At 43.0% G+C, this 22,644-nt stretch carries 24 protein-coding genes and 1 pseudogene; 21 read left to right on the top strand and 4 right to left on the bottom strand.

Annotated features, from left to right (window positions below; genetic code table 11):
• Position 1 precedes the first annotated feature (1 nt).
• Together murI and BN3456_RS03995 are read left to right on the top strand one after the other, a co-directional pair.
• Positions 2 to 829 (top strand): glutamate racemase, encoded by an 828-nt coding sequence (murI, locus tag BN3456_RS04000; protein ID WP_089982850.1) that lies wholly within the window; start codon positions 2 to 4, stop codon positions 827 to 829.
• Between the two features lie 10 nt (positions 830 to 839).
• Entirely contained in the window at positions 840 to 1,304 is a 465-nt protein-coding gene (locus tag BN3456_RS03995) for a DUF1934 domain-containing protein (RefSeq protein ID WP_089982849.1), read from the top strand.
• Between the two features lie 57 nt (positions 1,305 to 1,361).
• Here the strand turns inward: BN3456_RS03995 and BN3456_RS03990 are convergent, their stop codons facing one another.
• Positions 1,362 to 1,808, bottom strand: a complete 447-nt coding sequence (locus BN3456_RS03990; RefSeq protein ID WP_089982848.1) for a hypothetical protein — start codon at positions 1,806 to 1,808, stop codon at positions 1,362 to 1,364.
• A gap of 163 nt (positions 1,809 to 1,971) precedes the next feature.
• Here BN3456_RS03990 and cls point away from each other — a divergent pair, with 163 nt between their 5' ends.
• The 6 genes from cls (at position 1,972) to guaA (ending at position 9,049) form a co-directional block, all read left to right on the top strand.
• Positions 1,972 to 3,450, top strand: coding sequence for a cardiolipin synthase (cls, locus tag BN3456_RS03985; RefSeq protein ID WP_089982847.1), 1,479 nt, complete (start codon positions 1,972 to 1,974; stop codon positions 3,448 to 3,450).
• 129 nt (positions 3,451 to 3,579) lie between these two features.
• Positions 3,580 to 4,695, top strand: coding sequence for a trigger factor (gene tig, locus BN3456_RS03980; RefSeq protein ID WP_089982846.1), 1,116 nt, complete (start codon positions 3,580 to 3,582; stop codon positions 4,693 to 4,695).
• Positions 4,696 to 4,860: 165 nt separating this feature from the next.
• Positions 4,861 to 5,112 carry a sporulation transcriptional regulator SpoIIID gene (gene spoIIID / locus BN3456_RS03975; protein WP_089982845.1) on the top strand — a complete coding sequence of 84 codons (252 nt, stop codon included), beginning with the start codon at positions 4,861 to 4,863 and terminating at the stop codon, positions 5,110 to 5,112.
• Positions 5,113 to 5,426: 314 nt separating this feature from the next.
• Positions 5,427 to 6,956 (top strand): response regulator transcription factor, encoded by a 1,530-nt coding sequence (locus BN3456_RS03970; protein WP_089982844.1) that lies wholly within the window; start codon positions 5,427 to 5,429, stop codon positions 6,954 to 6,956.
• A 126-nt stretch (positions 6,957 to 7,082) separates the two neighbouring features.
• The gene (locus BN3456_RS03965; RefSeq protein ID WP_089982843.1) at positions 7,083 to 7,313 is read left to right on the top strand and encodes an HPr family phosphocarrier protein; all 231 of its coding nucleotides are present in this window, start codon (positions 7,083 to 7,085) and stop codon (positions 7,311 to 7,313) included.
• A 188-nt stretch (positions 7,314 to 7,501) separates the two neighbouring features.
• Complete coding sequence (gene guaA, locus BN3456_RS03960) at positions 7,502 to 9,049, top strand: glutamine-hydrolyzing GMP synthase (RefSeq protein ID WP_089982842.1); 1,548 nt, start codon at positions 7,502 to 7,504, stop codon at positions 9,047 to 9,049.
• A 78-nt stretch (positions 9,050 to 9,127) separates the two neighbouring features.
• Here guaA and BN3456_RS03955 read toward each other — a convergent pair.
• From BN3456_RS03955 to BN3456_RS03945, 3 genes and pseudogenes are all read right to left on the bottom strand, one after another.
• Positions 9,128 to 10,314, bottom strand: a pseudogene (locus BN3456_RS03955) (site-specific integrase).
• A 35-nt stretch (positions 10,315 to 10,349) separates the two neighbouring features.
• Complete coding sequence (locus tag BN3456_RS03950) at positions 10,350 to 10,544, bottom strand: DUF3173 domain-containing protein (RefSeq protein ID WP_089982841.1); 195 nt, start codon at positions 10,542 to 10,544, stop codon at positions 10,350 to 10,352.
• Between the two features lie 435 nt (positions 10,545 to 10,979).
• Positions 10,980 to 11,297 carry a helix-turn-helix domain-containing protein gene (locus tag BN3456_RS03945; protein ID WP_089982840.1) on the bottom strand — a complete coding sequence of 106 codons (318 nt, stop codon included), beginning with the start codon at positions 11,295 to 11,297 and terminating at the stop codon, positions 10,980 to 10,982.
• A gap of 186 nt (positions 11,298 to 11,483) precedes the next feature.
• On the opposite strand from BN3456_RS03945, the gene BN3456_RS03940 reads away from it, so the two are divergent.
• The 13 genes from BN3456_RS03940 (at position 11,484) to BN3456_RS03885 (ending at position 22,262) form a co-directional block, all read left to right on the top strand.
• Complete coding sequence (locus tag BN3456_RS03940; RefSeq protein ID WP_089982839.1) at positions 11,484 to 11,681, top strand: 2-ketoisovalerate ferredoxin oxidoreductase; 198 nt, start codon at positions 11,484 to 11,486, stop codon at positions 11,679 to 11,681.
• A 386-nt stretch (positions 11,682 to 12,067) separates the two neighbouring features.
• Complete coding sequence (locus tag BN3456_RS03935; RefSeq protein ID WP_089982838.1) at positions 12,068 to 13,204, top strand: transposase; 1,137 nt, start codon at positions 12,068 to 12,070, stop codon at positions 13,202 to 13,204.
• A 10-nt stretch (positions 13,205 to 13,214) separates the two neighbouring features.
• Positions 13,215 to 14,267, top strand: a complete 1,053-nt coding sequence (locus tag BN3456_RS03930; protein WP_089982837.1) for a YqaJ viral recombinase family nuclease — start codon at positions 13,215 to 13,217, stop codon at positions 14,265 to 14,267.
• Positions 14,267 to 14,662 carry a DUF7768 domain-containing protein gene (locus BN3456_RS03925; protein WP_089982836.1) on the top strand — a complete coding sequence of 132 codons (396 nt, stop codon included), beginning with the start codon at positions 14,267 to 14,269 and terminating at the stop codon, positions 14,660 to 14,662. The genes BN3456_RS03930 and BN3456_RS03925 overlap by 1 nt, the downstream gene beginning before the upstream one ends.
• Positions 14,646 to 16,883: an SF1B family DNA helicase RecD2 gene (locus BN3456_RS03920; protein ID WP_089982835.1), complete on the top strand. Its 2,238-nt coding sequence runs from the start codon at positions 14,646 to 14,648 to the stop codon at positions 16,881 to 16,883. The genes BN3456_RS03925 and BN3456_RS03920 overlap by 17 nt, the downstream gene beginning before the upstream one ends.
• A gap of 18 nt (positions 16,884 to 16,901) precedes the next feature.
• Positions 16,902 to 17,183, top strand: coding sequence for a hypothetical protein (locus tag BN3456_RS03915; protein ID WP_089982834.1), 282 nt, complete (start codon positions 16,902 to 16,904; stop codon positions 17,181 to 17,183).
• Positions 17,184 to 17,286: 103 nt separating this feature from the next.
• The gene (locus BN3456_RS03910; protein ID WP_089982833.1) at positions 17,287 to 18,132 is read left to right on the top strand and encodes a hypothetical protein; all 846 of its coding nucleotides are present in this window, start codon (positions 17,287 to 17,289) and stop codon (positions 18,130 to 18,132) included.
• 50 nt (positions 18,133 to 18,182) lie between these two features.
• Positions 18,183 to 19,376 carry a CHC2 zinc finger domain-containing protein gene (locus BN3456_RS03905; protein WP_176699090.1) on the top strand — a complete coding sequence of 398 codons (1,194 nt, stop codon included), beginning with the start codon at positions 18,183 to 18,185 and terminating at the stop codon, positions 19,374 to 19,376.
• 55 nt (positions 19,377 to 19,431) lie between these two features.
• Positions 19,432 to 19,845 (top strand): hypothetical protein, encoded by a 414-nt coding sequence (locus BN3456_RS03900; RefSeq protein ID WP_089982832.1) that lies wholly within the window; start codon positions 19,432 to 19,434, stop codon positions 19,843 to 19,845.
• Positions 19,846 to 19,865: 20 nt separating this feature from the next.
• Complete coding sequence (locus tag BN3456_RS03895; RefSeq protein WP_242862796.1) at positions 19,866 to 20,693, top strand: phosphoadenosine phosphosulfate reductase domain-containing protein; 828 nt, start codon at positions 19,866 to 19,868, stop codon at positions 20,691 to 20,693.
• 7 nt (positions 20,694 to 20,700) lie between these two features.
• Positions 20,701 to 20,826 carry a hypothetical protein gene (locus tag BN3456_RS16425; RefSeq protein ID WP_278280262.1) on the top strand — a complete coding sequence of 42 codons (126 nt, stop codon included), beginning with the start codon at positions 20,701 to 20,703 and terminating at the stop codon, positions 20,824 to 20,826.
• A gap of 129 nt (positions 20,827 to 20,955) precedes the next feature.
• The gene (locus BN3456_RS03890; RefSeq protein WP_089982831.1) at positions 20,956 to 21,876 is read left to right on the top strand and encodes a ParM/StbA family protein; all 921 of its coding nucleotides are present in this window, start codon (positions 20,956 to 20,958) and stop codon (positions 21,874 to 21,876) included.
• Between the two features lie 17 nt (positions 21,877 to 21,893).
• Positions 21,894 to 22,262, top strand: a complete 369-nt coding sequence (locus BN3456_RS03885) for a hypothetical protein (protein ID WP_089982830.1) — start codon at positions 21,894 to 21,896, stop codon at positions 22,260 to 22,262.
• Positions 22,263 to 22,644 lie beyond the last annotated feature (382 nt).

Genomic DNA, 22,644 nt, shown 5'->3' with positions numbered 1-22,644 from the left:
ATTGAATGTGGAAGATAGAAAGACGGCACCGATTGGCGTGTTTGATTCAGGTGTCGGCGGATTGACTGTAGTAAGAGAGATGATCCGGCAGCTTCCCGATGAGAATATCGTATATTTTGGAGATACTGCCAGGGTTCCTTATGGCAGTAAGTCTCAGAATACAATTATCCGGTTTTCTGAACAGATTATTCGGTTTCTGCAACAAAAGCAGGTAAAGGCGATTGTGATTGCCTGTAATACAGCCAGTGCTTTGGCACTGGATGCCATCAGAGGTGAATTCGATGTTCCGATTCTCGGCGTGGTCACTCCCGGAGCGAGAGCGGCTGTGGAGGCTACCCGGAATCTTAAGATAGGAGTGGTAGGCACAGACGCGACGGTCCAAAGTGGCATGTATACGAAGGTTATCCAAAGAATGAATCCAAAGATAGAGGTAATTGAAAAAGCCTGCCCTCTATTTGTACCTTTGGTAGAGGAGGGATTCAAGGAGCATAATGTAACACGGGAAATCATAGAATATTATCTGGAATCTATGAAAAGGACAGATATCGACGCCATGATACTCGGATGCACCCATTACCCCCTTTTAAGATCTCAAATCCGTACCTATCTGGGGGATGGAATTCAGATTGTTAATCCGGCATATGAGACGGCGATGGATTTGAAGAAGTTATTGGAAGAACAGAACATTGTAAATACCGGAGCAGAAAAACCTCACAGTCATTACGAGTTTTTTGTCAGTGATGCCGCAGAGAAGTTTCGCCATTTCGCCAACACTGTGATGCCATTTGATATCTCGACAACCAATGTGGTGAATATTGAAGCATATTAGGGGGAGACATATGACAAAGGATGTACTGATCAGCATATCGGGGCTGCATATGGAAGGATTTTCTGGTGCAGCTGAGGAAGAGAATGAGGCCATAGAAGTGGTAACCCCGGGGAGTTATTATTGGAGAAATGGGAAACATTACATCATTTATGAAGAGGTAACAGAGGGCATACCAGGTACTACAAAGAACAAAATAAAGATAACCGGTTCAGATACTGTTGAAATTATGAAAACAGGTCTATCCAATACACACATGATATTTGAGAAGAACAAGAAAAACCTTACGTATTATCAGACACCTTACGGCCAGATGCTAATCGGTGTCAAGACAAGGAATATGGAAATCAACGTCACGGAGGATGATATTGATATCTATGTGGATTATGAGATGGATGTGAATTATCAGCCTCTCGCTGACTGTAAAATAAAAATGGAAATTCGCGCAAAGGGGACAGGTCCTTTTGCACGCACTTAAAAAAATGACCGCAGGTTCTGAAAAAATCGGATTCCTGCGGTTATTGCTGTTGTATTTCTAATTTTTTTCCTTTTTAAATCTGCCCAGAAATCCTTTTTTCTTTTTGGGAGTTTCCAGGGGGCCACGGAGACCTTTTACGGCTGTTATGTAGATGCCGCTGACTGTTGCCTTGACTTCTTTCTTGACCGGTATCAGTGGAAATACTTTTGCATCGCACATGAGTACCATTACTTTCGGCCCTACTTTTGCTTTCACTACAGGTACTTTACTGCGCCTTAAATACTTAGGTGTATTTTCGACTACGACAGCGGGAAAGCCGGCTTCCTTTAGCTTCATTCTGCCTTTGTCGATAATCAGCATAGTTACGTTCTGAGCTGCTGCGTCTAACTGTTCTTTTTGTTCTGCTTGCTTTTTCTCCGCTTTCTTGCCGAGGAAATAAAGGACAACCAGAGCGATAATCAGAACCAGCAATACAATGAGCATGATTTTTAATCCTAAATTCACGACGAATCCTCCTACAATACTCTTATTCCGCGATTAAGCAAGTAGTATTGTACCATTCTTTGGGGGCAAGTGCAAGTAATTTGCCATTTTAGGGTTACTTTTCCCAGGAGAAAATAGTATAATCAAATAAGCTGCATACAGGCGAAAAAAGGAGTTTAAATTTATGGCAGAAACAATATGGGACGGAGTGGTAACAGCCTATAATTTTATGATGGATAACCTTGTTATCATTAATATTATCCTTTCTTTAGTCATCATTTTTTTTCAGCGCAGGTCCCCCCAGACAGTCTGGACCTGGCTGCTTGCACTTTATTTTATCCCCATCCTTGGATTTTTACTCTATCTTCTTATCGGGCAGGATTTTCATAAAAGCAGAATGTTTAAAGCAAAAGAAATTGAAGGTGAACTAAAGTATGCGGTGCGCCGGCAGGAAGAGACAATATACAGAAAGCAGCTTCGCCTTGCAAATCCGGAGATGGCACGGTTTAAGGATTTGATTCTCTATAACCTGGAAGCCGGACAGGCGGTGCTGACAGACAATAATGATGTACGTATTTATACAGATGGAAAAGAAAAATTCCGGGCGCTTATTGAAGAAATGAAGCAGGCAAAACGCTACATTCACCTGCAGTATTATATTATACGAAATGACGAGCTGTGGCAGGCAATTGAACCGATTCTGATAGGTAAGATAAAAGAGGGGGTTGAAGTAAGAGTACTCTTTGACAGCATGGGCTGCCGTACCATGCACAACAAAGATTGGGAGAGGCTGGAGCAGTCAGGAGTGAAGGTGGCTGAATTTTTCCCAGCAGTTATGGGCAGTCTCCAGCTGCGTATCAATTACCGGAATCATAGGAAGATTGTAATCATTGACGGCCGTATCGGTTTTATGGGTGGTTTTAATATAGGCAGAGAGTATTTAGGGTTAGATAATAAGAAATTCGGCTACTGGCGAGATACACATTTATGCATTGAAGGGGCGGCAGTGACTTCCCTGTCAGTTCGTTTTGTTCTGGACTGGAATTACGCGGCAAAGGAAAATCTATTTCAAGACGATTACCTTTTTGAAATCCCGGATTATATCCGGAGAGGGCACGATCCGGTGCAAATCATTTCCAGTGGACCAGATTCCCAGATAAAAACAATTCATGATAATTATCTGCGGCTGATTCATAGTGCAAAGGACCATATATATCTGCAGACACCATATTTTATTCCGGATGATTCTATCCTGGACGCGCTGAAGATCGTCAGCCGCTCCGGAATCGATGTGCGGATTATGATTCCATGCAAACCGGACCATCCTTTTGTTTACTGGGCAACCTATTCCTATATAGGGGATATGGTAGCGGCAGGGGCAAAATGCTATGTATACAATAATGGTTTTCTGCATGCCAAGACGCTGAGTGTAGATGGTATGGTTGCCTGCGTAGGTACGGCAAACATGGATATGCGCAGTTTTGGACTGAATTTTGAGGTGAATGCAGTTATCTACAGCGAACGCACAGTTCAGCGCCTGGAGCGTGCTTTTGAGAACGACATGACAAAATGTACGCAGGTGACCCGTAAGGTCTATGATGACAGGGGTCTGGTTATACGCGCAAAAGAGCAGTTTTCTAGATTACTTTCACCTCTTTTATAGAAAAAAGCTTTGGAAGGGTGACTATGAAATAAGTATGAAAAACCTTTTCAATAGGCAAAAAATGTGATATAACATAAACCATACGGACTTTGGCGGTTGGCTGAAGCGAATAAATTATGAGGTGAAGAAATGAAGAAGAAAATTTTGGCAATAACATTGAGTGTTCTGATGGCGGCATCTCTTGCAGGATGCAGTAAGGAGCTCTCTGATGATTATGTAACAATAAAGCAGTACGAAGGACTGGAGGTCGCACAGGTTTCTAAAACGAAAGTAAGCGACGATCAGGTTGAATCTACAATAAACAATAATCTTTCAGCCAATGTAACGTATGAGGATGTTACAGGCAGAGCTGCACAGAAGGGTGACACAGTAGATATTGATTATAAAGGTTCTGTAGACGGAACAGAGTTTGAAGGTGGTTCGGCATCCGGTTATAAGCTGGAACTGGGATCGAATTCATTTATTGGTGCAAACGGAGAATATAAAGGTTTCGAAGAGCAGATTACGGGACATAATACCGGAGAGGAGTTTGACATAACCGTACAGTTTCCCGCAGGGTACCAAAAGACTGATATGGCCAATAAAGTAGCGGTATTTAATGTTAAGCTCAATGGTATATCGACCGCAAAAGTTCCCGAGCTTACCGATGGCTGGGTAAAGAAAAACAGTGACAAGTCAGAAACAGTAGAGGAATATAAAGCAGAAGTTAGAAAGCAGCTGGAGGATAGCAATAAGGCTACTGAGGATAGTACGCTGCAGAATGAAGTCATGGAGGCTCTTCTTGAACAGGTAGAGGTGAAGAAATATCCTGATGGAGAGGTTGATGACCAGCTCAAGAAGATTAAGGATTATTATTCTCAGATGGCAACGGCATACGGTATGGACTTTACAGATTTTATAGAGCAGTATATGGGAATGAAGGAAGATGACTTTAATACCCAGGCAAAAGAAGCAGCAAAGAAGGCAGTGGCCAGAGATTTCGCCTGCGAACTGATAGCGAAGAAGAAGAATCTGGAGCCTTCAAAGAAAGAATATGAAAAAGAAATAAAGAAGTATGCAGAAAGTTCAGGCTATAAGGATGTAAATGAGTTTAAGAAGCAGGCTGGGGAAGATGTGTTGAAGACTGCCATCCTGCAGCAGAAGGTCGCAGAGTATCTTGCAGATACATGTGTACAGGTGGAAAAGACCGATAAAGATAATACAAGCAGCAACACAAATACGTCAGGCAGCAGCGCAGAAAAATAAAATAAGTAATGTCATAAATGAAGAACAGGTCAAGAAAAAATGGCCTGTTTTTTATTTAAATATACAGTAGAAAACAGACTTCTTGTTCACACAAATTTTAGAATAATTGCATATTTTATATGTATTTTCCATAGGATGTAAAAAACGTATTTGAGGAGAACATTCTTGAAAGAATACATAGAAGAGCGGGCAATCGAGATTGCAAATTATATTATTGAAGAAAAGGCAACAGTGAGGCAGGCAGCTAAGAAATTTGGTGTATCAAAGTCTACGATTCATAAGGATGTAACAGAACGACTTCTTCAAATTAATCCTTCTCTGGCGGGCGAAGCACGGAAGGTATTGGACATGAATAAGTCAGAGAGACACATACGGGGCGGACTGGCTACGAGAGAAAAATATCTACACCAGCACTAAAATTTTGTGATATAATGCTCTTACTTGGCGAGGTATTTTCGAGCCTAGAAAGACATATACCTAAATCCTTAGCGAGGTATTATCGAGCTTAGTATTTACGGTGTAATGCTCTTACTTGGCGAGGTATTTTCGAGCCTAGAAAGACATATACCTAAATCCTTAGCGAGGTATTATCGAGCTTAGTATTTACGGTGTAATGCTCTTACTAGGTGATAGCCGCGAATGTACGGGGGCTTGCAAGGTGTGGCGCACGCCCCACAGTACACATTTGTATCTGGATATATCTGAATTACGTCAGAGAAGGAGACTCGAAAATGAAGATTGTGATTGTGGAATCACATCCACTGATTCAAGAAGAGCTGACGGAAGTCCTCCATAAAATGAGCCCGAATTACGAAGTGGCACCTATTGCAAAGAATGCCAGAGAAGGGTATGATCTGGTATGTCAGTGGCTGCCGGACTTGGTGATTTTAGACACTTATATGCAAAAAGGGGACGGGCTTACAATTCTCAGGAAACTGCGCAGAGAGAATAATATGTGCAAAGTGCTGGTATTGTCTGAGCATCCGGGATTTGAGCATATAAAGCAGGCGATGGAGCTCGATGCGGAAAACTATTTGTTAAAGCCGGTTAAAATACAAGAGTTGAAGAGGGCAGTGCAAAAAGCAGAGAAGGCCATTGAGAAAGAACAAAGTTTGGAAAAAGTTTTTACGGTTCCCAATATACTGCTGAGCTGCCTAAATGGACAGCTTATGCCGGACAGGGCATTTAACCGCATGACTATGGAAAAATTCGGATTTTCTGTGGAGAACTCGGCTGAAATATTTATACTATGGCTGGGAAACAAATATAAGGAGCAGAATAAGGAAGCAAAGAACATGTTATTGGACGTGAAGGACCATGCGGTAAAATTTGAATCCTGTGTTCTGGAGGCAGATGCATGGGACGCACTGCTTTTGATTTTATATCACAATTCTGAAGATATATCTCAGTATTTGTACTTTAAGAACTCGGTTGTGCCAATGTTGTGTGATAATCTGAGGGAACCGGTAATTTGTGTCTGGAGCAGTCTGGAGAAAATATTGGATTTGCCTGAGGCAATCCGGGAGATGCAGGCGAAGAGGGAATGGAACCTTCTTCTTGGAAAAGGAGCACTTATTAGAAAAGAAGATATTGAGAAACTAGAAACTGTTCCAATTAAATATCCCACAGAACTGGAGTATGAAGCCTGTAAGGCTGTAAAACAAGGAAATAAGGAGATACTGATCAACTGTTATAAATCCTTATTTTTTCGTTGCCGGGAAGAGAAACACAAGCCCGGAGAGATAAAGGCTGCTATCATACGCTTTAACTGGTCAATTGCAAACTGCTATGGGAGTGTCCGGGAAATAAATGCGGAGCTCCAAATTCAAAAACAACTTCAGGCTATATCCGAGGCTGTCAGCTGGAGCCAGATTGACGATATTATGGAGTCTTTTTTTGAAATCATAGACCCTAATTTTAAAGATGAGAAAAGTATTCGTGTCAGTAAGCTGGTTCAGAAGGCACTGCATGTAATTCAGCAGTATTATGACCAGGGCATTACATTGGAAGAAGTTGCCGATAAGCCGTTTGTTTCTGAGGAGTATTTAAGTACACAAATTAAGAAACAGACCGGAGCAACATTTTCAGAGACGATAAGAGAGCTGCGTATAGAAAAAGTAAAAAGCCTGCTGCGGGATACACATTTAAAATTAGGACAGATTTCTGAACTTGCAGGCTACTCGGATCCTAAGTATATGAGCAGGGTTTTTAAGGAAGAAGTTGGAATGCTTCCCAGCGAGTTTCGCAAGTCTAAATATTAGATATATCAACGTTTATTAAATATTTCTCCCTTGTATGCATCTAAAATTGTGATATCATGTCGATGATAAAAGATAGTTGTTAAACAAGTTATTATGTTGTGATAGATGTTTTAAGGAGATGTTACTATGCGAGATATAATTATTAAATTCAAAAATCCTGACGAAGTATGTGCATTCGTAAATAAGGTGCAAAAGTATCCTTATGATATGGACATGAAGAGGGGAAGGTTCGTTGTAGATGCAAAGTCCCTGCTGGGTATCATGAATCTTGGATTTAATAACCCGATTGAACTGCGGGTATATGATGAAGACTGCGAACAGCTGAAACAAGATATTGCTGAATACATGACAGCGTAAGAGTTCAGTGATATTTATATCTATTATAAACTTCCCGGCATATAAAATGCACTGGGAAGTTTTTACAAGTATTCAGAATACTCTGAAAACGAAAGGCAAAGGGGTCAGTCCCCTTTTTTTACTCTTGTAAATATGCCTTTGCTACTTTATAATAGGTAGGTAAATGAAAGAGGAGCAGGAGGATAAATGTGAAGAAGGAATTAGTCATTGTCCTGGATTTCGGCGGACAGTATAATCAATTAGTCGCAAGGCGCGTCAGGGAATGTAACGTGTATTGTGAAATCTATTCTTATAAGATAGATATAGATAAAATTAAAGAAATGAACCCGAAAGGAATCATTTTGACCGGAGGTCCAAACAGCTGTTATGAGGAGGACTCTCCAACATATTCAAAGGAGCTGTTTGAACTTGGAATCCCGGTTCTTGGCCTGTGCTATGGCGCACAGCTCATGATGCATGTGCTAGGAGGAAAAGTGGAGCCGGCAGAGGTACGGGAATACGGAAAAACAGAGGTTTTGATCGATAAGACAGAGTCTAAGATATTTCAAAACGTGCAGTCACCGACCATCTGCTGGATGAGCCATTTTGATTATATTTCCGGACCTGCTTCAGCGTTTGAAGTCACGGCTCACACGGCAGACTGTCCGGTAGCAGCGGCAGAAAATGAATCGGACAAGTTGTATGCTATTCAGTTTCACCCGGAGGTGCTTCATACAGTAGAAGGAAAAACAATGATCAATAACTTCGTGAAAAATGTATGTGGCTGTGCCGGTGAATGGAAGATGGACGCATTTGTGGAGGAGACTGTAAAGGCGATTCGAGAGAAAGTCGGCGGCGGCAAAGTACTCTGTGCATTGTCCGGCGGTGTGGACTCCTCTGTGTCTGCGGTCTTATTGTCAAAAGCTATTGGCTCTCAGCTGACCTGTGTATTTGTAGACCATGGTCTGTTGCGGAAAAATGAAGGTGATGAAGTAGAGAATGTATTTGGACCGGATGGACCGTATGATTTGAACTTTATCAGAGTCAATGCCCAGCAAAGATTTTATGAAAAACTCGCAGGGGTTACGGAGCCGGAAAAGAAGCGTAAGATTATAGGCGAAGAATTTATCCGTGTTTTTGAGGAAGAAGCACAAAAAATAGGAGCTGTAGATTTTCTGGTACAGGGGACCATTTATCCCGATGTAGTGGAAAGTGGTCTGGGCGGTGAGTCTGCGGTGATTAAGTCACATCACAATGTAGGCGGACTTCCGGATTATGTTGATTTTAAAGAAATTATAGAACCTCTGCGGGATTTGTTTAAGGATGAAGTCCGCAAGGTGGGCCTGGAACTTGGTATACCGGAAAAGCTTGTGTTCAGACAGCCGTTCCCCGGGCCGGGACTTGGTATTAGAATTATCGGTGAAGTGACGGCAGAGAAAGTAAAGATTGTACAGGATGCAGATGCCATCTATCGTGAAGAAATGGACGCTGCAGGGATGAACAGTACAGTTGGACAGTACTTTGCGGCACTCACCAATATGCGGTCCGTTGGAGTGATGGGAGATGAAAGGACCTATGACTATGCGATTGCACTCAGAGCAGTAAATACAATCGACTTTATGACAGCAGAATCAGCGGAAGTACCCTGGGAGGTGCTTCAGAAGGTTACAAGCAGGATTGTAAATGAGGTGGAGCATGTAAATCGGGTAATGTACGATTTGACGGGGAAACCACCGGGAACTATAGAGTTTGAATAGTCCACGCTAGCCAAGAAACCCTTTGTTTTCAAGGTTTTTCAGCCATCGGGAACTAATTATTGCATTGTCATTGCATTTTTAAATTATTTGCCGATGGAACTCAGCAGTGAACTGGTTACTTGTGTAATCAGCTACACTGTGGGTGGCAGGTGTGTATGTCAGAACACCTGTTAATTTTCCAGCAACTTCAAAATTACTATTTGGATATATAAATGCCCGTAAGTCCCCAAAGTCGTCTCTATCTTTTCATGTCCGAGGCGGTCTTTGATAATTAACGGGTTTTCCCCCATGCTGATGAGCAGTGATGCATGTGAATGTCTCAAAGCATGGATTTTGATGCGGTGTACACCAGCTAATCCTGCCAGCTTTTCCAGGGCTCTAGGCAGGGTGTGCTTGCTGGTGGGCACACCGCTATAACTTAAAATGAAATTACAATTCTTTAAAACTTTCTGTTGAACTTTTTGCCACGCTTTTAACTCCGAAATTGTGTCGGAATCAATTGCAAGATCACGGATGCTGGCTTGTGTCTTAGGTTCAACTAATTTGTATTCGTCCATTGATTTATAATACAGTGTCTTTGTTACACAGAGAATACCTGCATCAAAGTCAATGTCTGACCACTGAAGCGCAGCGGCCTCCCCGATTCTCAACCCAGTCATGAATAATAACCAGAAGGAGATAAATAAATAGTGTTCATAGTAATCCCCTTTGTAGAGCAATGAGATTACTTTTTGGAATTCCTCAAGTGTCCAGAAGTCAACTTTCGGCTTTTGGCTTCTTACATTTCCTATCATTCTTGCAGGATTCTGTGTTGCCTGTCCGAGGATTACGGCTCTGTCAAAAGCTACGCAAAGCATTCCCTGTACAATTCGCACATAATTTGGTTTAAACTTTGCGGCCAGTTTGAGCTGCCATGTTTGTACATGGATTGGTTCAATTTCATCTGTCTGCATTTTGTAGAAGTATGCAAAATGTTTATTAATTGTAGACAGACGGTTCTTGTAGGTGCTTTCCTTTACTTGAGTTTTATACCAGGGAAGGTAAATTTCTTCAGTAAAATCTTTGAAGGAAACAACTGGCTTTTTCTCTGTAAATGCATCTTTAGAAGACAAAATCAGTTTTGAGTATTCTTCCCTTGCTTCCTTCTTTGTGGTAAATCCGCTGCGATATTTTTGGATTTGCTTTCCGGTAACTGGATGGTAGCCTAAATTTGCTCTGAAATAGTAGGTTCCATTCGTTCCTTTTTTAATTGGATCTTTTGCCATTATGTCACTCCTTACATGATATGCAAGAAGTACAATCAACTCTGTTTGTCCGGTAACGTAATTCCGAGCAGCTCTTCTACCGCTTCCTTGGGCACTCTATCCAGTTTTCTGGATTTGTAATATGTATGCCCTTTAGCAATCATTAGTTTTTTCGCTTCCCGAATGATGTCTGCCGAAAAAGAGGGTCCATAGCCTAATGCTATTAAATCCTTTTTTGTTACAGTAATCATAAACCTCCTTTCCATGAACAGAGTCAGATTCCAATACCTGTCCATTATTATAACAGAAATAGAGTAAATCTGCTTTTATAAATGATTGTTTCCTGCAAACATTTTTTGTACATCATAGTGTGGATATTTTCGTATCCTTGTTGTGTCTTAATTTTAATGAGTATAGTCCATAAGCGTTTATATTTTCCAGTTGACTTCCAGAAACCAGTTCCTATGCCATGTTTCAGCCACGTATTCGGCGGTACTATGTAACCATCAAGCGGCAGGCGTGCATAATGCGACACTATCTGCAGCACCGATATCAATTTTCCGGAAGGGTATGTGATTGTCAAGGTACACAGGGAGCGCTGTCCCTATACATCCAAAATAGTCAGGAAAAATGAAGAGTTGAAAAAAATAAAAAAAGCTGCCGTTTTTTGGCAGCTGGTAGAATCATTATTGATTTTTTGAGATTATTCGGTTTAGAATAGAGATAACAGCGATGAGATCGTCGTCATCCAGTTGCTTTAAAAGGTCACAGGCCTTAACATATAAGGGAAGGCTGTGCAATTCCGCGTCAAAAAACTGTTGCGGAGTAACTTCAAGGTATTCACAGATTTCCAGAAACTTTGCCATGGAAGGCAAGGCTTTTCCGGAGCTGATTCCATGAAGGTAACTTTTGTTCTTCCCAAGGTCTAGGCTCATTTGATATTCAGATATATTTTTCTTTAACCGGAGTTCAGTAATTCGCTCCCCAATAAACTTTTCGTCCATGTTATAAACACCTCACGAATTTATTTTATACCATTTACCAATATGAGATTACGGATTATAATAGATGTTAATGTGACTAATATTCAAATATTCCGCATTGTATCCGTTAAAAGCGGATTTAATACATAATGCAAGAAACGAGACAGATACTGAGCGGAGTACCTTTGTGGTGAAGGAAGTGAGACTATGAAGATTTTAGGAACTCCAGAAGAGATTGAATGGGCAAAAATGGCTCTGATGAATAACTGCGTCAACTGTCCATATCTGGAACCATGTAATCAGAAAGCCCGCAGGGAAGCAGAAACGTATGGGGAAGTACGTCATACCTGTGAAGATTATCTAAGGGAAAACATTGAATTCATCCCGATGGATAACAAGATATAGTATTTAGGAAATTGACATCAACAACATATTGTGCTAACATACAGGTATAGTTTAGTTTATGCATACCCTTTCGGGGGAAGTTTTGGGATAGAACGAATCCCGGGATTTACGAGCAGAGGCAGAGGCAGAGGCCGGCTGCTTGGCATAAGTTGTTTATGTTTGTATAAAGTGTCACTACATGCCCGAAAAAGGTATAGTGGCGCTTTTTTTGTTTTTTGGGGTAAATTTACCAGTGTTATAGGAATGAGCAGGAAATCATGGATTTCTTCATCGTTCCTTTTTTAATGTGCAGATATGGGGATTTATATATCTGCACGTCTGTAGTCTGCCACAATCAGCTCCGGCTGTTTATGGATAAAAAATTTTAAGAAAGGTGGTACAAGAGCATGAATGAAACAAAAGTGTATGCAGATGCGTTTCAGACGAATTTTGCAAACGCAAAGGAAATGCTGGAATCTCTGGCAGAGAGGACGAGAACCTCGCAATGGATCCGTAAGCCCACCAGAGCAATACGGCTGGCCGCTTTGGAAAAAGAAGTGGAGAAAATGGAAAAGGCTTCTGCTGACCAAGACGTGTTATCCGACACAGAAAAGAATACCCAGCTGGTACTAAAGGTTGCGGGCGAGACCTATCCGGTCAGAGACTGTGCAATCCAGACCATACTGCAGCGGGCAGGGGTTAATGGAGTCGGCCTTCGCAAATTGGAAAAGCCAACCTATGCAAGGATTGTGAACTACTGTCTGAAGGTAGCCAGAGGAGATGCATTGATTAAAGTTGCAGACGGAAAGGTATCGGCAGTTCATGGCGGGGACGAGCATGATTATTGCATCCTTGATATGAAGGCAATCTTTGAAACGACCTGTGAATACCTGCAGGTCAATTTTAAAGGGAGCACCTACATGGAAGGTTCCGGTACATACGACCATTCCATTGTTTCGGCAATGTGGATGCTTGGCGGCAATCAGGAACTTCTGGATACCTACCGGGAAGCATTGAATCAACGTGGTATGGAAGATAAGGTTTTGGCGCCGGCACTGCGCCTGACCACATCAGATGTGGCAGCCAGCGGGGCGAACCTGTATCCTATGCTGCTCTGCGAGAGCGCAAATAAGACAATCAGCCTCGGAAGCCCGATTAAGCTTTCCCATGATAAGGGAGCCACATTGGTCAAATTCCGCAACAATCTGGAAATGATTTGTTCCAGATATACAGAAGCAGTAAAGGGAATCGCAAATCTGATGGATATAGAGATCAGAAACCCGGTAAACTGCCTGAAACTGGTCATGAAGAAAGTAGGGATTAAGCAGAAAATACGGAATGAAGTTGTGGAACTTTATGTTGCACAAAGTGGTACAGGGGCATGTACAGCCCATGATTTGTATTTTGCTATCAATGAAGCATCGTTTCTGGCTGCCTGCGAAGGGATGCCGGCACATCGGATTTTGAGACTGGAGGAGGACATTACAAAAGCCATCGCTCTGGACTGGAAAGAATTTGATGTATGTGGTGCGATTACGTGTTAGGAGGGACGATATGAATAACAGTGCAGTTGCAATGAAACCATATGAACCGGAAATTGTGGTTGATATAGAAAACCTGACCAGGGAAGAATGGCTCAAATACCGGCGTAAAGGCATTGGCGGAAGCGATGTGGCAGCCATTATGGGAATTTCCCCTTTTGCTACCATCCGTGACCTCTATAATGACAAAGTTGGAATACAGCCGCTTATGGAAGATGAAGAAGAATCCAACTGGGTTGCCAAAGCAGTTGGGCAGAGGCTGGAAGATCTGGTGGCTGAAATCTTTTCTAAAAAGACGGGGCTTGAGGTATTTCCAGTACGCAAGATGTTCCGCCATCCGCTGTATCCGTTTATGTTGGCGGACGTGGATTTTTTCATCCGCTTTCCGGATGGTTCTTTTGGAATCCTTGAATGCAAGACTTGCAATTACAACGCAAGGGATAAGTGGGCCGATGATGCAATTCCGGCAAACTATGTTTATCAGGTACGGCATTATATGGCGGTTACCAATATAAGTAAAGCATATATCGCATGTCTGTACGGGAATAACGAAAACGAGTTTGTGATTCGCTCCCTTGAACGGGATATGATGGAGGAAGAAGAAATCATTGAACAGGAAGCATATTTCTGGAACGAGCATGTCACGAAAGAGGTGGCACCGCCGTATACTGGCAAGCCGGATCTTATACTGGCAAGCATCCGAAGATACAGTGGTTATGCTGATAAGTCCTTACCGGAGATTACAATCAGCAATCTTGAAACAATCAGGCTGGAGAAATATCTGAATCTTTCTGAAGAAAAATCCCAGATTGAAAAACGTAAGAAAGAAATTGAGGCAGAGCAGCGGGCTTTAAGTGTTCCATTTGTGGAAATGCTGGGGCAGGGCTGTAAAGCTGTGCTGGAGGATGGAAGCAGCCGTTACAGGATTACGTATAATCCAACCAAACGCACACAGATTGGGAAAGACCGGATGGAAAAGCTGAAGATACAGTATCCGGACATTTATGAGGAGTATACCAAAACTACCGAGAGCCGGACATTCCGGGTGAAGAAGGAGGCGGCGTAATGTTAGAAGGGAAAAAGGCCTACATTTGTTCCCCACTCTCTGCGCCAACAGCAGACAGGGTGCGGCACAATATGGGGATGGCACGGTTTTATCTGGAGCGAATGCATGACATATACCACTGCCGGACATTTGCATCCCATGCATATCTTCCGGCGATGCTGGATGACAGGATTCCGGAAGAACGGGAAGCGGCCCTTCGGATTGGCATGGAGCTGCTAAAATTATGTGATGCCTTAATCATATGTGGCAGGCATGTCAGTGCAGGGATGAAAGGCGAGATAAAAAAGGCTTTTCAGGACGGTCTGGAGGTATATTGGTACGACAGTATGATGAAACCCTTTGAACTGATGCGGGTGACAAGCTGGAGGGACATAAACGATGAGGTGCAGGTATAAACGGAAGATTTTTCAAAACGAGCAGAACGGATATACCATTGCGGTCTACTCCACGCAGGATAATACCGTACCGCTTGCTGCCCGGGATAAATACTGGACATCCCAGAAGCAAATCGTCTTTACTGCGATTGGCTTCGGACTGCCACTGACCGATGAAATCGAACTGGAAGTGGAAGGCGATTGGGAGTCCAATGAACATGGCCTGCAGTTCAAAGTGGAAAACTTCATGGAGATTGTGCCAAGGACAAGGGAGGGTATCATCGGATACCTTTCCTCCGGGGCAATCAAAGGTGTCGGACCGAAAACGGCAGAAGCCATCTTTCAGAAATTTGGCATAGAGGCGTTGGAAGTTATGGAAGAGAAACCGGAGCAGTTACTGAAAATCAGAGGAATCTCAGAAAAAAAGTTAGCAGACATTCAGGAGTCATTTGGCAAGAATAAAGTATTCCGGGAGTTGATGACTTTTTTGGCACCCTTTCATGTGTCAGCGAAGAAAGTGAACATGATCCTGCAAAAATTCCGGGATGAGTCAATAAATATCATCCGGAACAAACCGTACATGCTGTGTGCGGTGCAAGGATTTGGCTTTTTGACCGTGGATGCAATCGGCAGGCAGTTATGCAGCGCCATGAATGATCCCATGCGTATTTCCGGGTGTATTGGCTATGTCCTGAACGAAGGAGCAAAAGAGGGGAATCTGTATCTGGAACAGTCTGCATTGATTCCACGCGCACTGGAAGTGCTGAATAAGAATTTGCATCAGCCGGCCGTAACGGAAGCGGAAATCAGTCAGGTTCTATACCGGCTGGTTCTGCAGCAAAGCGTGGTGCTTGATGAGGAACGAATCTATATTACAAAGAAGTTTGAGGAAGAGAATGAAACTGCAGCCATGATTGCCAAACATCTGTTATGGCGTGAGGAGCCGCTAAACATTGAACAGGAACTTGAGATGGCTCAGAGACATCTGAGAATCACGTTATCCGAACAGCAGAAAAAAGCCGTGCGTATGGTATTCCAAAACCATATGAGTATCATTACAGGGGGGCCCGGGACTGGAAAAACTACCGTTTTAAAAGTAATCTTATTTATTTACGAACTGCGGTATAAAACAAAAGCCCAGCTTATGGCACCCACAGGAAGGGCTGCACGGAGAATGGCGGAAAGTACCGGTTATGAGGAGGCATCTACCATGCATATGGCGTTGGGACTGCTTGGTGAGTTCGGCGGAATGGATTCAGGGATTGAGTGTTTGACTGCCGGGTTTGAGAACGTGGATGAAGTGTCCATGGTGGATATGTATCTCATACATGAATTCATGCAGCGCGTGCCGGAAACCACGAAGATACTCCTGTTAGGAGATGTGAAGCAGCTCCCTTCCGTGGGAGCTGGAGATGTGTTCCGGGAACTGATTTCCTGCGGACTAATCCCGGTCACTGTATTGGATTTGGTATACCGGCAGGGCACTGACAGCAATATTCCCGTGAATGCACAGCTCATGCAGGAAAACCGCACGGATTTACATATGGGGGATGATTTTCAGTTCATTCCATGTGTGGGTGCACAAAATGCGGTAGAAATTGTGAGCCGGCTTTATCTTCAGGAGATTGCACGGCATGGAATAGAGCAGGTGCAGATACTGACGCCTTACCGGAAACGGAGTGCAGCCGGGGTAGAGGAATTGAATAAATCCTTGCAGGATATGGTAAACCCGCCTACCAGCGGAAAGAAAGAGCTGGTGAGCGGTAATATGCTGTTTCGGGCAGGTGATAGGATTTTGCAGAATAAGAATACGGATCTGGCCAGCAATGGGGATTTGGGAACTATCCTGGATTTTTTTGAAGACGAGGATGGAAACTGTAAGGCCCTGATTGCTTTTTCAGATGACCGTCAGGTAGAGTATGATTCTGACCAGATGGATATGGTGGAGCATGCGAATGCCATCACAATCCATAAGGCACAGGGTTCCGAATGCCCGGTGGTAATCATTCCGTGGGTGAAAGCATTTTATCGGATGCTGAAAAGGAATATCCTTTATACGGCAATCACCAGGGCAAAGGCAAAAGTCTACCTGGTCGGAGAATGGAATGCGGTATGCCAGGCCATCCATACGGATGACACTGGAAAACGCAATACGATTCTCGGTCAGAGGATTATCCGGTATTACAATCAGTATAGAGGTAAGCCGGAAGACAAAATGGAACAGCTGCGTTTGGCAGTGTAGGAAGGATGTGAGGATTAATTGGAATTTACAGGTGATATGATAGACCGAATCGATGAGATGGATAATGCTATATACCAGATGTGTCTGGTTTTCCTGCAATTAAGCAATACGGATGATTTGGATTCCAAATTTCCATGGAATATTGCCATTATTCAGGAAATCTATGATTTCACAGTAGAAATACTGCGTAGAAACGGCTATAGAGTATGCGATCCCTGCATAGAATCTTCTGGAAATGGCTCCAGGAGATTTTGCGAAATAAAAGAATGTGGGTTTAGCGAATGCAAACGGCATCCATAATGCCTACATTATTTTGGGATTGCAATAAAAATTTCAATTTCAATTTAAAGTGGACTATTACTCTTGTGTAGGTGATAGTCTGCTTTTTCAGAAAGGAGCAGATATGAAAGAATTGTTATACAAAAAATCAGAGGCTGTTGCAGCACTTAACCGCATTGATGGGTTCAATCCAATGGAGCTGATGCGTAAGATTTGCGATGAAGGCCAGGAGGAACAACTGTATCTGGATGTGAAGTACAGAAAACTGTGGTTCCGGCTGGTACATCCGCTGGGAAAAATCATCAGCCATGTGGTGAATCTTACGGATTACATGGCTGTAGTGGAAGCAAGAATCTATCTGGATAAAGCGGATACTGCAGATAGTTATATCGCAAACTCTTTTTCACAGAAGTTCAGGAGTGATGACCCTAAATTTGGAGATAAGTTTCTTGAAATGGCTGAAACAGCCGCGATTGGCCGTGCACTGGCAGATGCCGGATTCGGCGTTCAGTTTGCAGATGTAGGTGAGGAAAATGACCCGGCTCAGGTTGATGCCGGTATTTCACTTGCACAGCAGAACTTTACCCAGCAGACCATGATGAATGGATTCTATCAGCAGGCCCAGGCAACCGGGAACACGGTAGGACAGCCTGCCGGGGTACAGCCAAATGTGAATCAGGCAATGCAGCCGCAGAACTTTCAACCGCAGACCCCACAGCCGATACCGGTAACACCTGCCTTAGATGCAGCCATGCCGGTGGAGGAACTGGTGAAATGTATGAGTTACGAACAGGCAACCCAGACGCTGATCGGCGGAAACGGAAAATTTGGGAAGATGACCATGGGACAGGTAGCCATTGAAAGTCCCGGCAGCCTTAACTGGTTCGCCAATGAATATACGGGCAATAACCATCTGGTTCCGGCAGCTGCAAGGGTAATCCTTCAAAGAGCCATGCCAACGGTAGCATAAAAACCTGAAGCCGGAAAAGCGGCTACAGGGGAAGGGAGGGGCATATATGGATGCGAAATTATGACATGTCGGGATTCAACTTTGATATTTATGATGTGGTGGATATATTAAGACTGCATATACATCATGTAAATGCACAATCCATAGATGTGAATTGCCCTTTTTGCGGTTCCAAAGGAAAACTAAATATCAATAAAGAAAAGAATGTGTATCATTGTAACAAGTGTGATGTCCAGGGCGGCATGCTTCAATTATATGCAGAACTGCACAATGTAACCTTTTCGGAGGCGAACCGCCAGATACGGGAAGCTCTGAACCGCGATGTTTGTAGGAGCGACTATGACAAGAAGGAGTGGAAGGAGAAAAAGCCTGTCCAAAATGCCCTGCTTGCCACACCGGACGAGATCGACCATACGTATTCGGTCATGCTGTCCATGCTGACATTGAATCAGAAGCACAGGGAAGACCTGTCAAACCGCGGACTTACAGATCTTCAGATAGAGGAACAAAAATACCGGAGCGCTCCCATTTTCGGGCTGAAAGCGTTGGTAAGGAAGATGATTGAGAAGGGCTGTACCGTAAAAGGCGTGCCGGGGTTTTATCAGGACAAAGATGGAATCTGGTTCGTTAACTTCAAGGCAAAAAATTCCGGGTTTCTAATCCCGATTCGTCAAAACGGGCGGATACTGGGAATGCAGATAAGACTGGATCATCCGATTGACAAAATGAAGTATATCTGGTTTTCCAGCGTCAATTATGAGCTGGGTGTATCATCAGGAAGCCCGGTTCATGTAATCGGGGACGTAAATGCAAAGAACATTTATATTACCGAAGGTGCATTGAAAGGAACCATAGCCCATTATTTATCCGGACACACATTCGTCTGTGTAGCTGGTGTGAACCAGTACCGGAACTTAAAACCGGTGCTTGAAATGTTAAAGGAAAGCGGGATGAAATATGTGTATGAAGCCTATGATATGGATAAAAAAGTGCAGACAGCCTGCGACCGGCATGACAGAAAGTGTGCAGAATGCAAGCTGACTGAGAAACCACGGATTTGCCCGTATAAGGCAGACAGGCAAAAAATCATCCAGAGGGGCTGCCAGATGGCATATGAGATATGCCGCAGCATTTCCGTTCCGGTGGAGCGGATGGTATGGGATATGAATGAAAAGGGGGAATGGAATGGCGACTTAAAAGGGATTGATGATTTTTATTATTCCGAAAAACAAGTTAACAGGTAAAATGAATGTGAGCCGGGGCGATATGCCCTGGCTTTTCTAAAAGGAGAAAAGAACGATGATTGATTATGAATATGCAAAAGCAATAACGGAATTATTGGTAGACGAGACACTTACGGAAGAACTGTTCTGTATGAGGATGCAGGCAATACAGCAGCTCCGCGCAATTGCTGCCCGGTATGAAAAGGAACGCTTTATGGAGAAATTGGTTGAGCCTGTTTTTTGCAAGAAAGCGGCTTTTATCATGGCGGCAACTACAAAAGCACAGATTAAGGAGATCATGGAGCCAAGTGTACCGTTTTATTCTGGAGGTATGTTCTACCCTAGAAACGACTACCATGTGGAGGAAGAAGAATTGCTGCTCTGGTCAAAGGCATCTTTGGCTGGGCTGCTGATTCCTTCAGGGGTAAAACGGTTTGAAGAATTATTTGAGAAGTATTGCGATACAAAAAGCGAAGATTCGGCGGCTTAAGAAACATCAGGAGGTATCAGATGTATATTCAAAATAAAGAGTTGAAATATCAGGAATGGGCTTATGCACAGCGCAAATACCTGCCCTATGAGGAGAAAGTCAAACTGGCTATTCGTAGAATCCAGGAATGGGATGAATACTGGGATGGAATGGTCTATGTAAGCTTCAGCGGCGGCTTGGACTCCACTGTACTTTTAGCACTGGTACGTATGACGCTTGGGAGTAAGATACCTGCAGTGTTTTGTAACACTGGGCTAGAGTATCCCGAGATTGTAGCATTTGCCAGAAAAGCAAAATACCACGGAGCTTATGAGGAAATCCGGCCGGAGAAGAATTTCCGCCAGGTCATCCTGGAGGAGGGGTATCCTGTCATCAGTAAAGAAAATGCCAGCAAAATACGGAAACTTCGGCACGGCAATCTTTCGCCCCGGTATAGGAATTACCTGCTTAACGGGGATGAGAGGGGGAAATTTGGGATGTTGCCAAAGAAATGGCAGAAGTATATACACGCTCCTTTTGAGATTTCGGATCGTTGCTGTGATGTGATGAAAAAAAAGCCATTTCTGAAATACGTAAAGCAGACGGGACGTTATCCTTATATTGGAATCTCTCAGGATGAGTCTTTCCGGCGCGCCCATCAGTACTCTAAGACAGGGTGCAATGTCTATGACGGTTCGACGATTAAAAGCCAACCGTTAGGACCATGGACAAAACAGGATATATTGAGGTTCGCATATGAACACCTGGGAGAAGAACTCCGGATGCATGTATTGCGGTTTTGGCATTACAGAAGAACCGGAGCCGAACCGATTTCAGCGAATGCAGTCAATCTATCCGAAAAGATATGATTTGTGCATGCGGCCGGTAGACGACGGCGGGCTTGGTCTGAAGCAGGTTCTGCAGTATATGGAGGTTCCATATGAAACATGGGAATCGGTAGGGCAGATGCGTCTTGAATTTTTAAAAGAGGATGTAGCATAAAAGGACTTCGTTATACGTAAAAAGACTGGGGGTACTGGCAATCATGTCAGTGCCCTTTTAAAAATCAGGTTGCACTCTACGTACCACACACGTACAGAGTAAGTATAAAAGAAAAGAAGGAGGCACTTTATGATTAAAAAAATTAGAATTTCCGTTGATCAGGGAAACAGCAATTATAAGACCCCAAATTTCGTATTTCCGACAGGTCTGACGATTATGGATAAGAAGCCCATAAAAGGTACAGATTATCTGTATTACAAGGGGAAGTATTATACCCACAGCGAAAAGCGGATTAAATATGCACGGGATAAGACAGAGGATTTTCGCTTTTTCGTTCTTACATTGTTTGCGATAGCCAAAGAACTGGAGCGAACCGGCCAGATTCAGGAGGAAGATGTGGTACAGCTTGTATTATGTCTGGGACTTCCGCCAACACACTATAAAGAACTGCATAAAAAGTACGAGGAATTTTTTGAGAGTTACAAAGATGTGGTGGAATTTATTTATAATGACAAGACTTACCATATCTGCTTTCAGGAGACAAAGACATTTATGCAGGACTATGCAGCCATGGTTACGATAATCAATGAAATAGAGCATATCCCGGATGCGGTAGGGATTGATATTGGCGGTTTTACCGTTGATTATCTGGTCATGGAATCAGGAGTTCCCAACCCGGATGAAAAAGATTCTCTGGAAGGTGGGATTATCACGTTATACAACGACATCATCTCAGCTGTCAACAGTGAATATGATTTGTTATTGAAAGAAAAAGGGATTAATGCAATTATTGCCGGGAAGACAGAGTATTATGATGATGCCATCAATCAGTTTGTGCTTGAGAAAGTCCAAATTTTTGTTACGGAGATGATGAACGGGCTTCGTGAAAAAGGAATTGACCTGAAATCATCTTATGCCATTTTTATTGGAGGCGGTTCCTTGTTATTAAAGGAGTACCTGCTGAAGAATGAGCGTCTGAACCGCTATTTGTTTATTGAAGATATTAAGGCAAATGCAGTCGGCTACAATATACTATATCGCTTTTCCTAGTCAGGAGCGTGATGGGCATGGCAAAGAAAAATCCTTATAAGTTTACGATTGGCTTTGACAGAAAGAAGCCATCGCATGTACAAGCGGCAGAAATCCTTAACGAGACTGAGGAAAAGGCAGAGCTTATTACAAAGGCGCTGTTAAACTATCTGGGAAAGGGTATAGAACAAGAGGTTACTGCTATGAATCCGGACAGTTATCTGCCGATGATAGAAGAACTGATACGCAGGGAAGTACATAGGGAAATGGATCAGTATAAAGCGGCTTCGGATACGGATAAACCAAACGAGGAGGTGGTTGAGATTATTGAAGAGGAGCCGCTACAGCTTGATGAGGCTATGGCGCAAAATATAAGCAGAGCCGTCCGGATATTTAGAAATGAATAAGTTATCAGGAAGCAGTTCGTACAAAGGGCTGCTTCCTTTTTGTCGAAATTTGCGAAAACTCACAGACTACTCACAGATTAGTCACAGATTGGTCATTTATAATTAAAGATGTGCTAATGAGACTGAAAAGTGTTTTCTTAGGCTTTGTCGTGAAGAGCGGAGAGGGCGTAAATTTTTCTGTGTCTGGCAAGTCAGGAACTGCCTGATTTGAATTAAATATGTATTGGTTTTGATGTCGGTTTAATTCGAAATTCTATTGTCGAATTTTATTTCTATCTATAGTATTACCGCATCTGAAAATTTTATACCTTTTTTCGAAAAAATTTCATAGCAAATAAGACATCTATATTTGTTTTTCATGGGCTCTGCCCACACCCGGCCT

The organism is Clostridium sp. C105KSO13, from assembly GCF_001517425.1.
In the GTDB taxonomy this organism is placed as follows: domain Bacteria; phylum Bacillota; class Clostridia; order Lachnospirales; family Lachnospiraceae; genus Muricomes.
This window is presented reverse-complemented; position numbering and strand designations above follow the sequence as displayed.

Excerpts from the sequence above, each read along its gene's own strand:
- BN3456_RS03995 (WP_089982849.1), top strand. The coding sequence starts at position 840 with ATGACAAAGGATGTACTGATCAGCATATCGGGGCTGCATATGGAAGGA.
- cls (WP_089982847.1), top strand. The coding sequence starts at position 1,972 with ATGGCAGAAACAATATGGGACGGAGTGGTAACAGCCTATAATTTTATG.
- tig (WP_089982846.1), top strand. The coding sequence starts at position 3,580 with ATGAAGAAGAAAATTTTGGCAATAACATTGAGTGTTCTGATGGCGGCA.
- BN3456_RS03970 (WP_089982844.1), top strand. The coding sequence starts at position 5,427 with ATGAAGATTGTGATTGTGGAATCACATCCACTGATTCAAGAAGAGCTG.
- BN3456_RS03965 (WP_089982843.1), top strand. The coding sequence starts at position 7,083 with ATGCGAGATATAATTATTAAATTCAAAAATCCTGACGAAGTATGTGCA.
- BN3456_RS03950 (WP_089982841.1), bottom strand. The coding sequence starts at position 10,544 with ATGATTACTGTAACAAAAAAGGATTTAATAGCATTAGGCTATGGACCC.
- BN3456_RS03945 (WP_089982840.1), bottom strand. The coding sequence starts at position 11,297 with ATGGACGAAAAGTTTATTGGGGAGCGAATTACTGAACTCCGGTTAAAG.
- BN3456_RS03940 (WP_089982839.1), top strand. The coding sequence starts at position 11,484 with ATGAAGATTTTAGGAACTCCAGAAGAGATTGAATGGGCAAAAATGGCT.
- BN3456_RS03935 (WP_089982838.1), top strand. The coding sequence starts at position 12,068 with ATGAATGAAACAAAAGTGTATGCAGATGCGTTTCAGACGAATTTTGCA.
- BN3456_RS03930 (WP_089982837.1), top strand. The coding sequence starts at position 13,215 with ATGAATAACAGTGCAGTTGCAATGAAACCATATGAACCGGAAATTGTG.
- BN3456_RS03925 (WP_089982836.1), top strand. The coding sequence starts at position 14,267 with ATGTTAGAAGGGAAAAAGGCCTACATTTGTTCCCCACTCTCTGCGCCA.
- BN3456_RS03920 (WP_089982835.1), top strand. The coding sequence starts at position 14,646 with ATGAGGTGCAGGTATAAACGGAAGATTTTTCAAAACGAGCAGAACGGA.
- BN3456_RS03910 (WP_089982833.1), top strand. The coding sequence starts at position 17,287 with ATGAAAGAATTGTTATACAAAAAATCAGAGGCTGTTGCAGCACTTAAC.
- BN3456_RS03905 (WP_176699090.1), top strand. The coding sequence starts at position 18,183 with ATGCGAAATTATGACATGTCGGGATTCAACTTTGATATTTATGATGTG.
- BN3456_RS03900 (WP_089982832.1), top strand. The coding sequence starts at position 19,432 with ATGATTGATTATGAATATGCAAAAGCAATAACGGAATTATTGGTAGAC.
- BN3456_RS03895 (WP_242862796.1), top strand. The coding sequence starts at position 19,866 with ATGTATATTCAAAATAAAGAGTTGAAATATCAGGAATGGGCTTATGCA.
- BN3456_RS16425 (WP_278280262.1), top strand. The coding sequence starts at position 20,701 with ATGCGGCCGGTAGACGACGGCGGGCTTGGTCTGAAGCAGGTTCTGCAG.
- BN3456_RS03890 (WP_089982831.1), top strand. The coding sequence starts at position 20,956 with ATGATTAAAAAAATTAGAATTTCCGTTGATCAGGGAAACAGCAATTAT.
- BN3456_RS03885 (WP_089982830.1), top strand. The coding sequence starts at position 21,894 with ATGGCAAAGAAAAATCCTTATAAGTTTACGATTGGCTTTGACAGAAAG.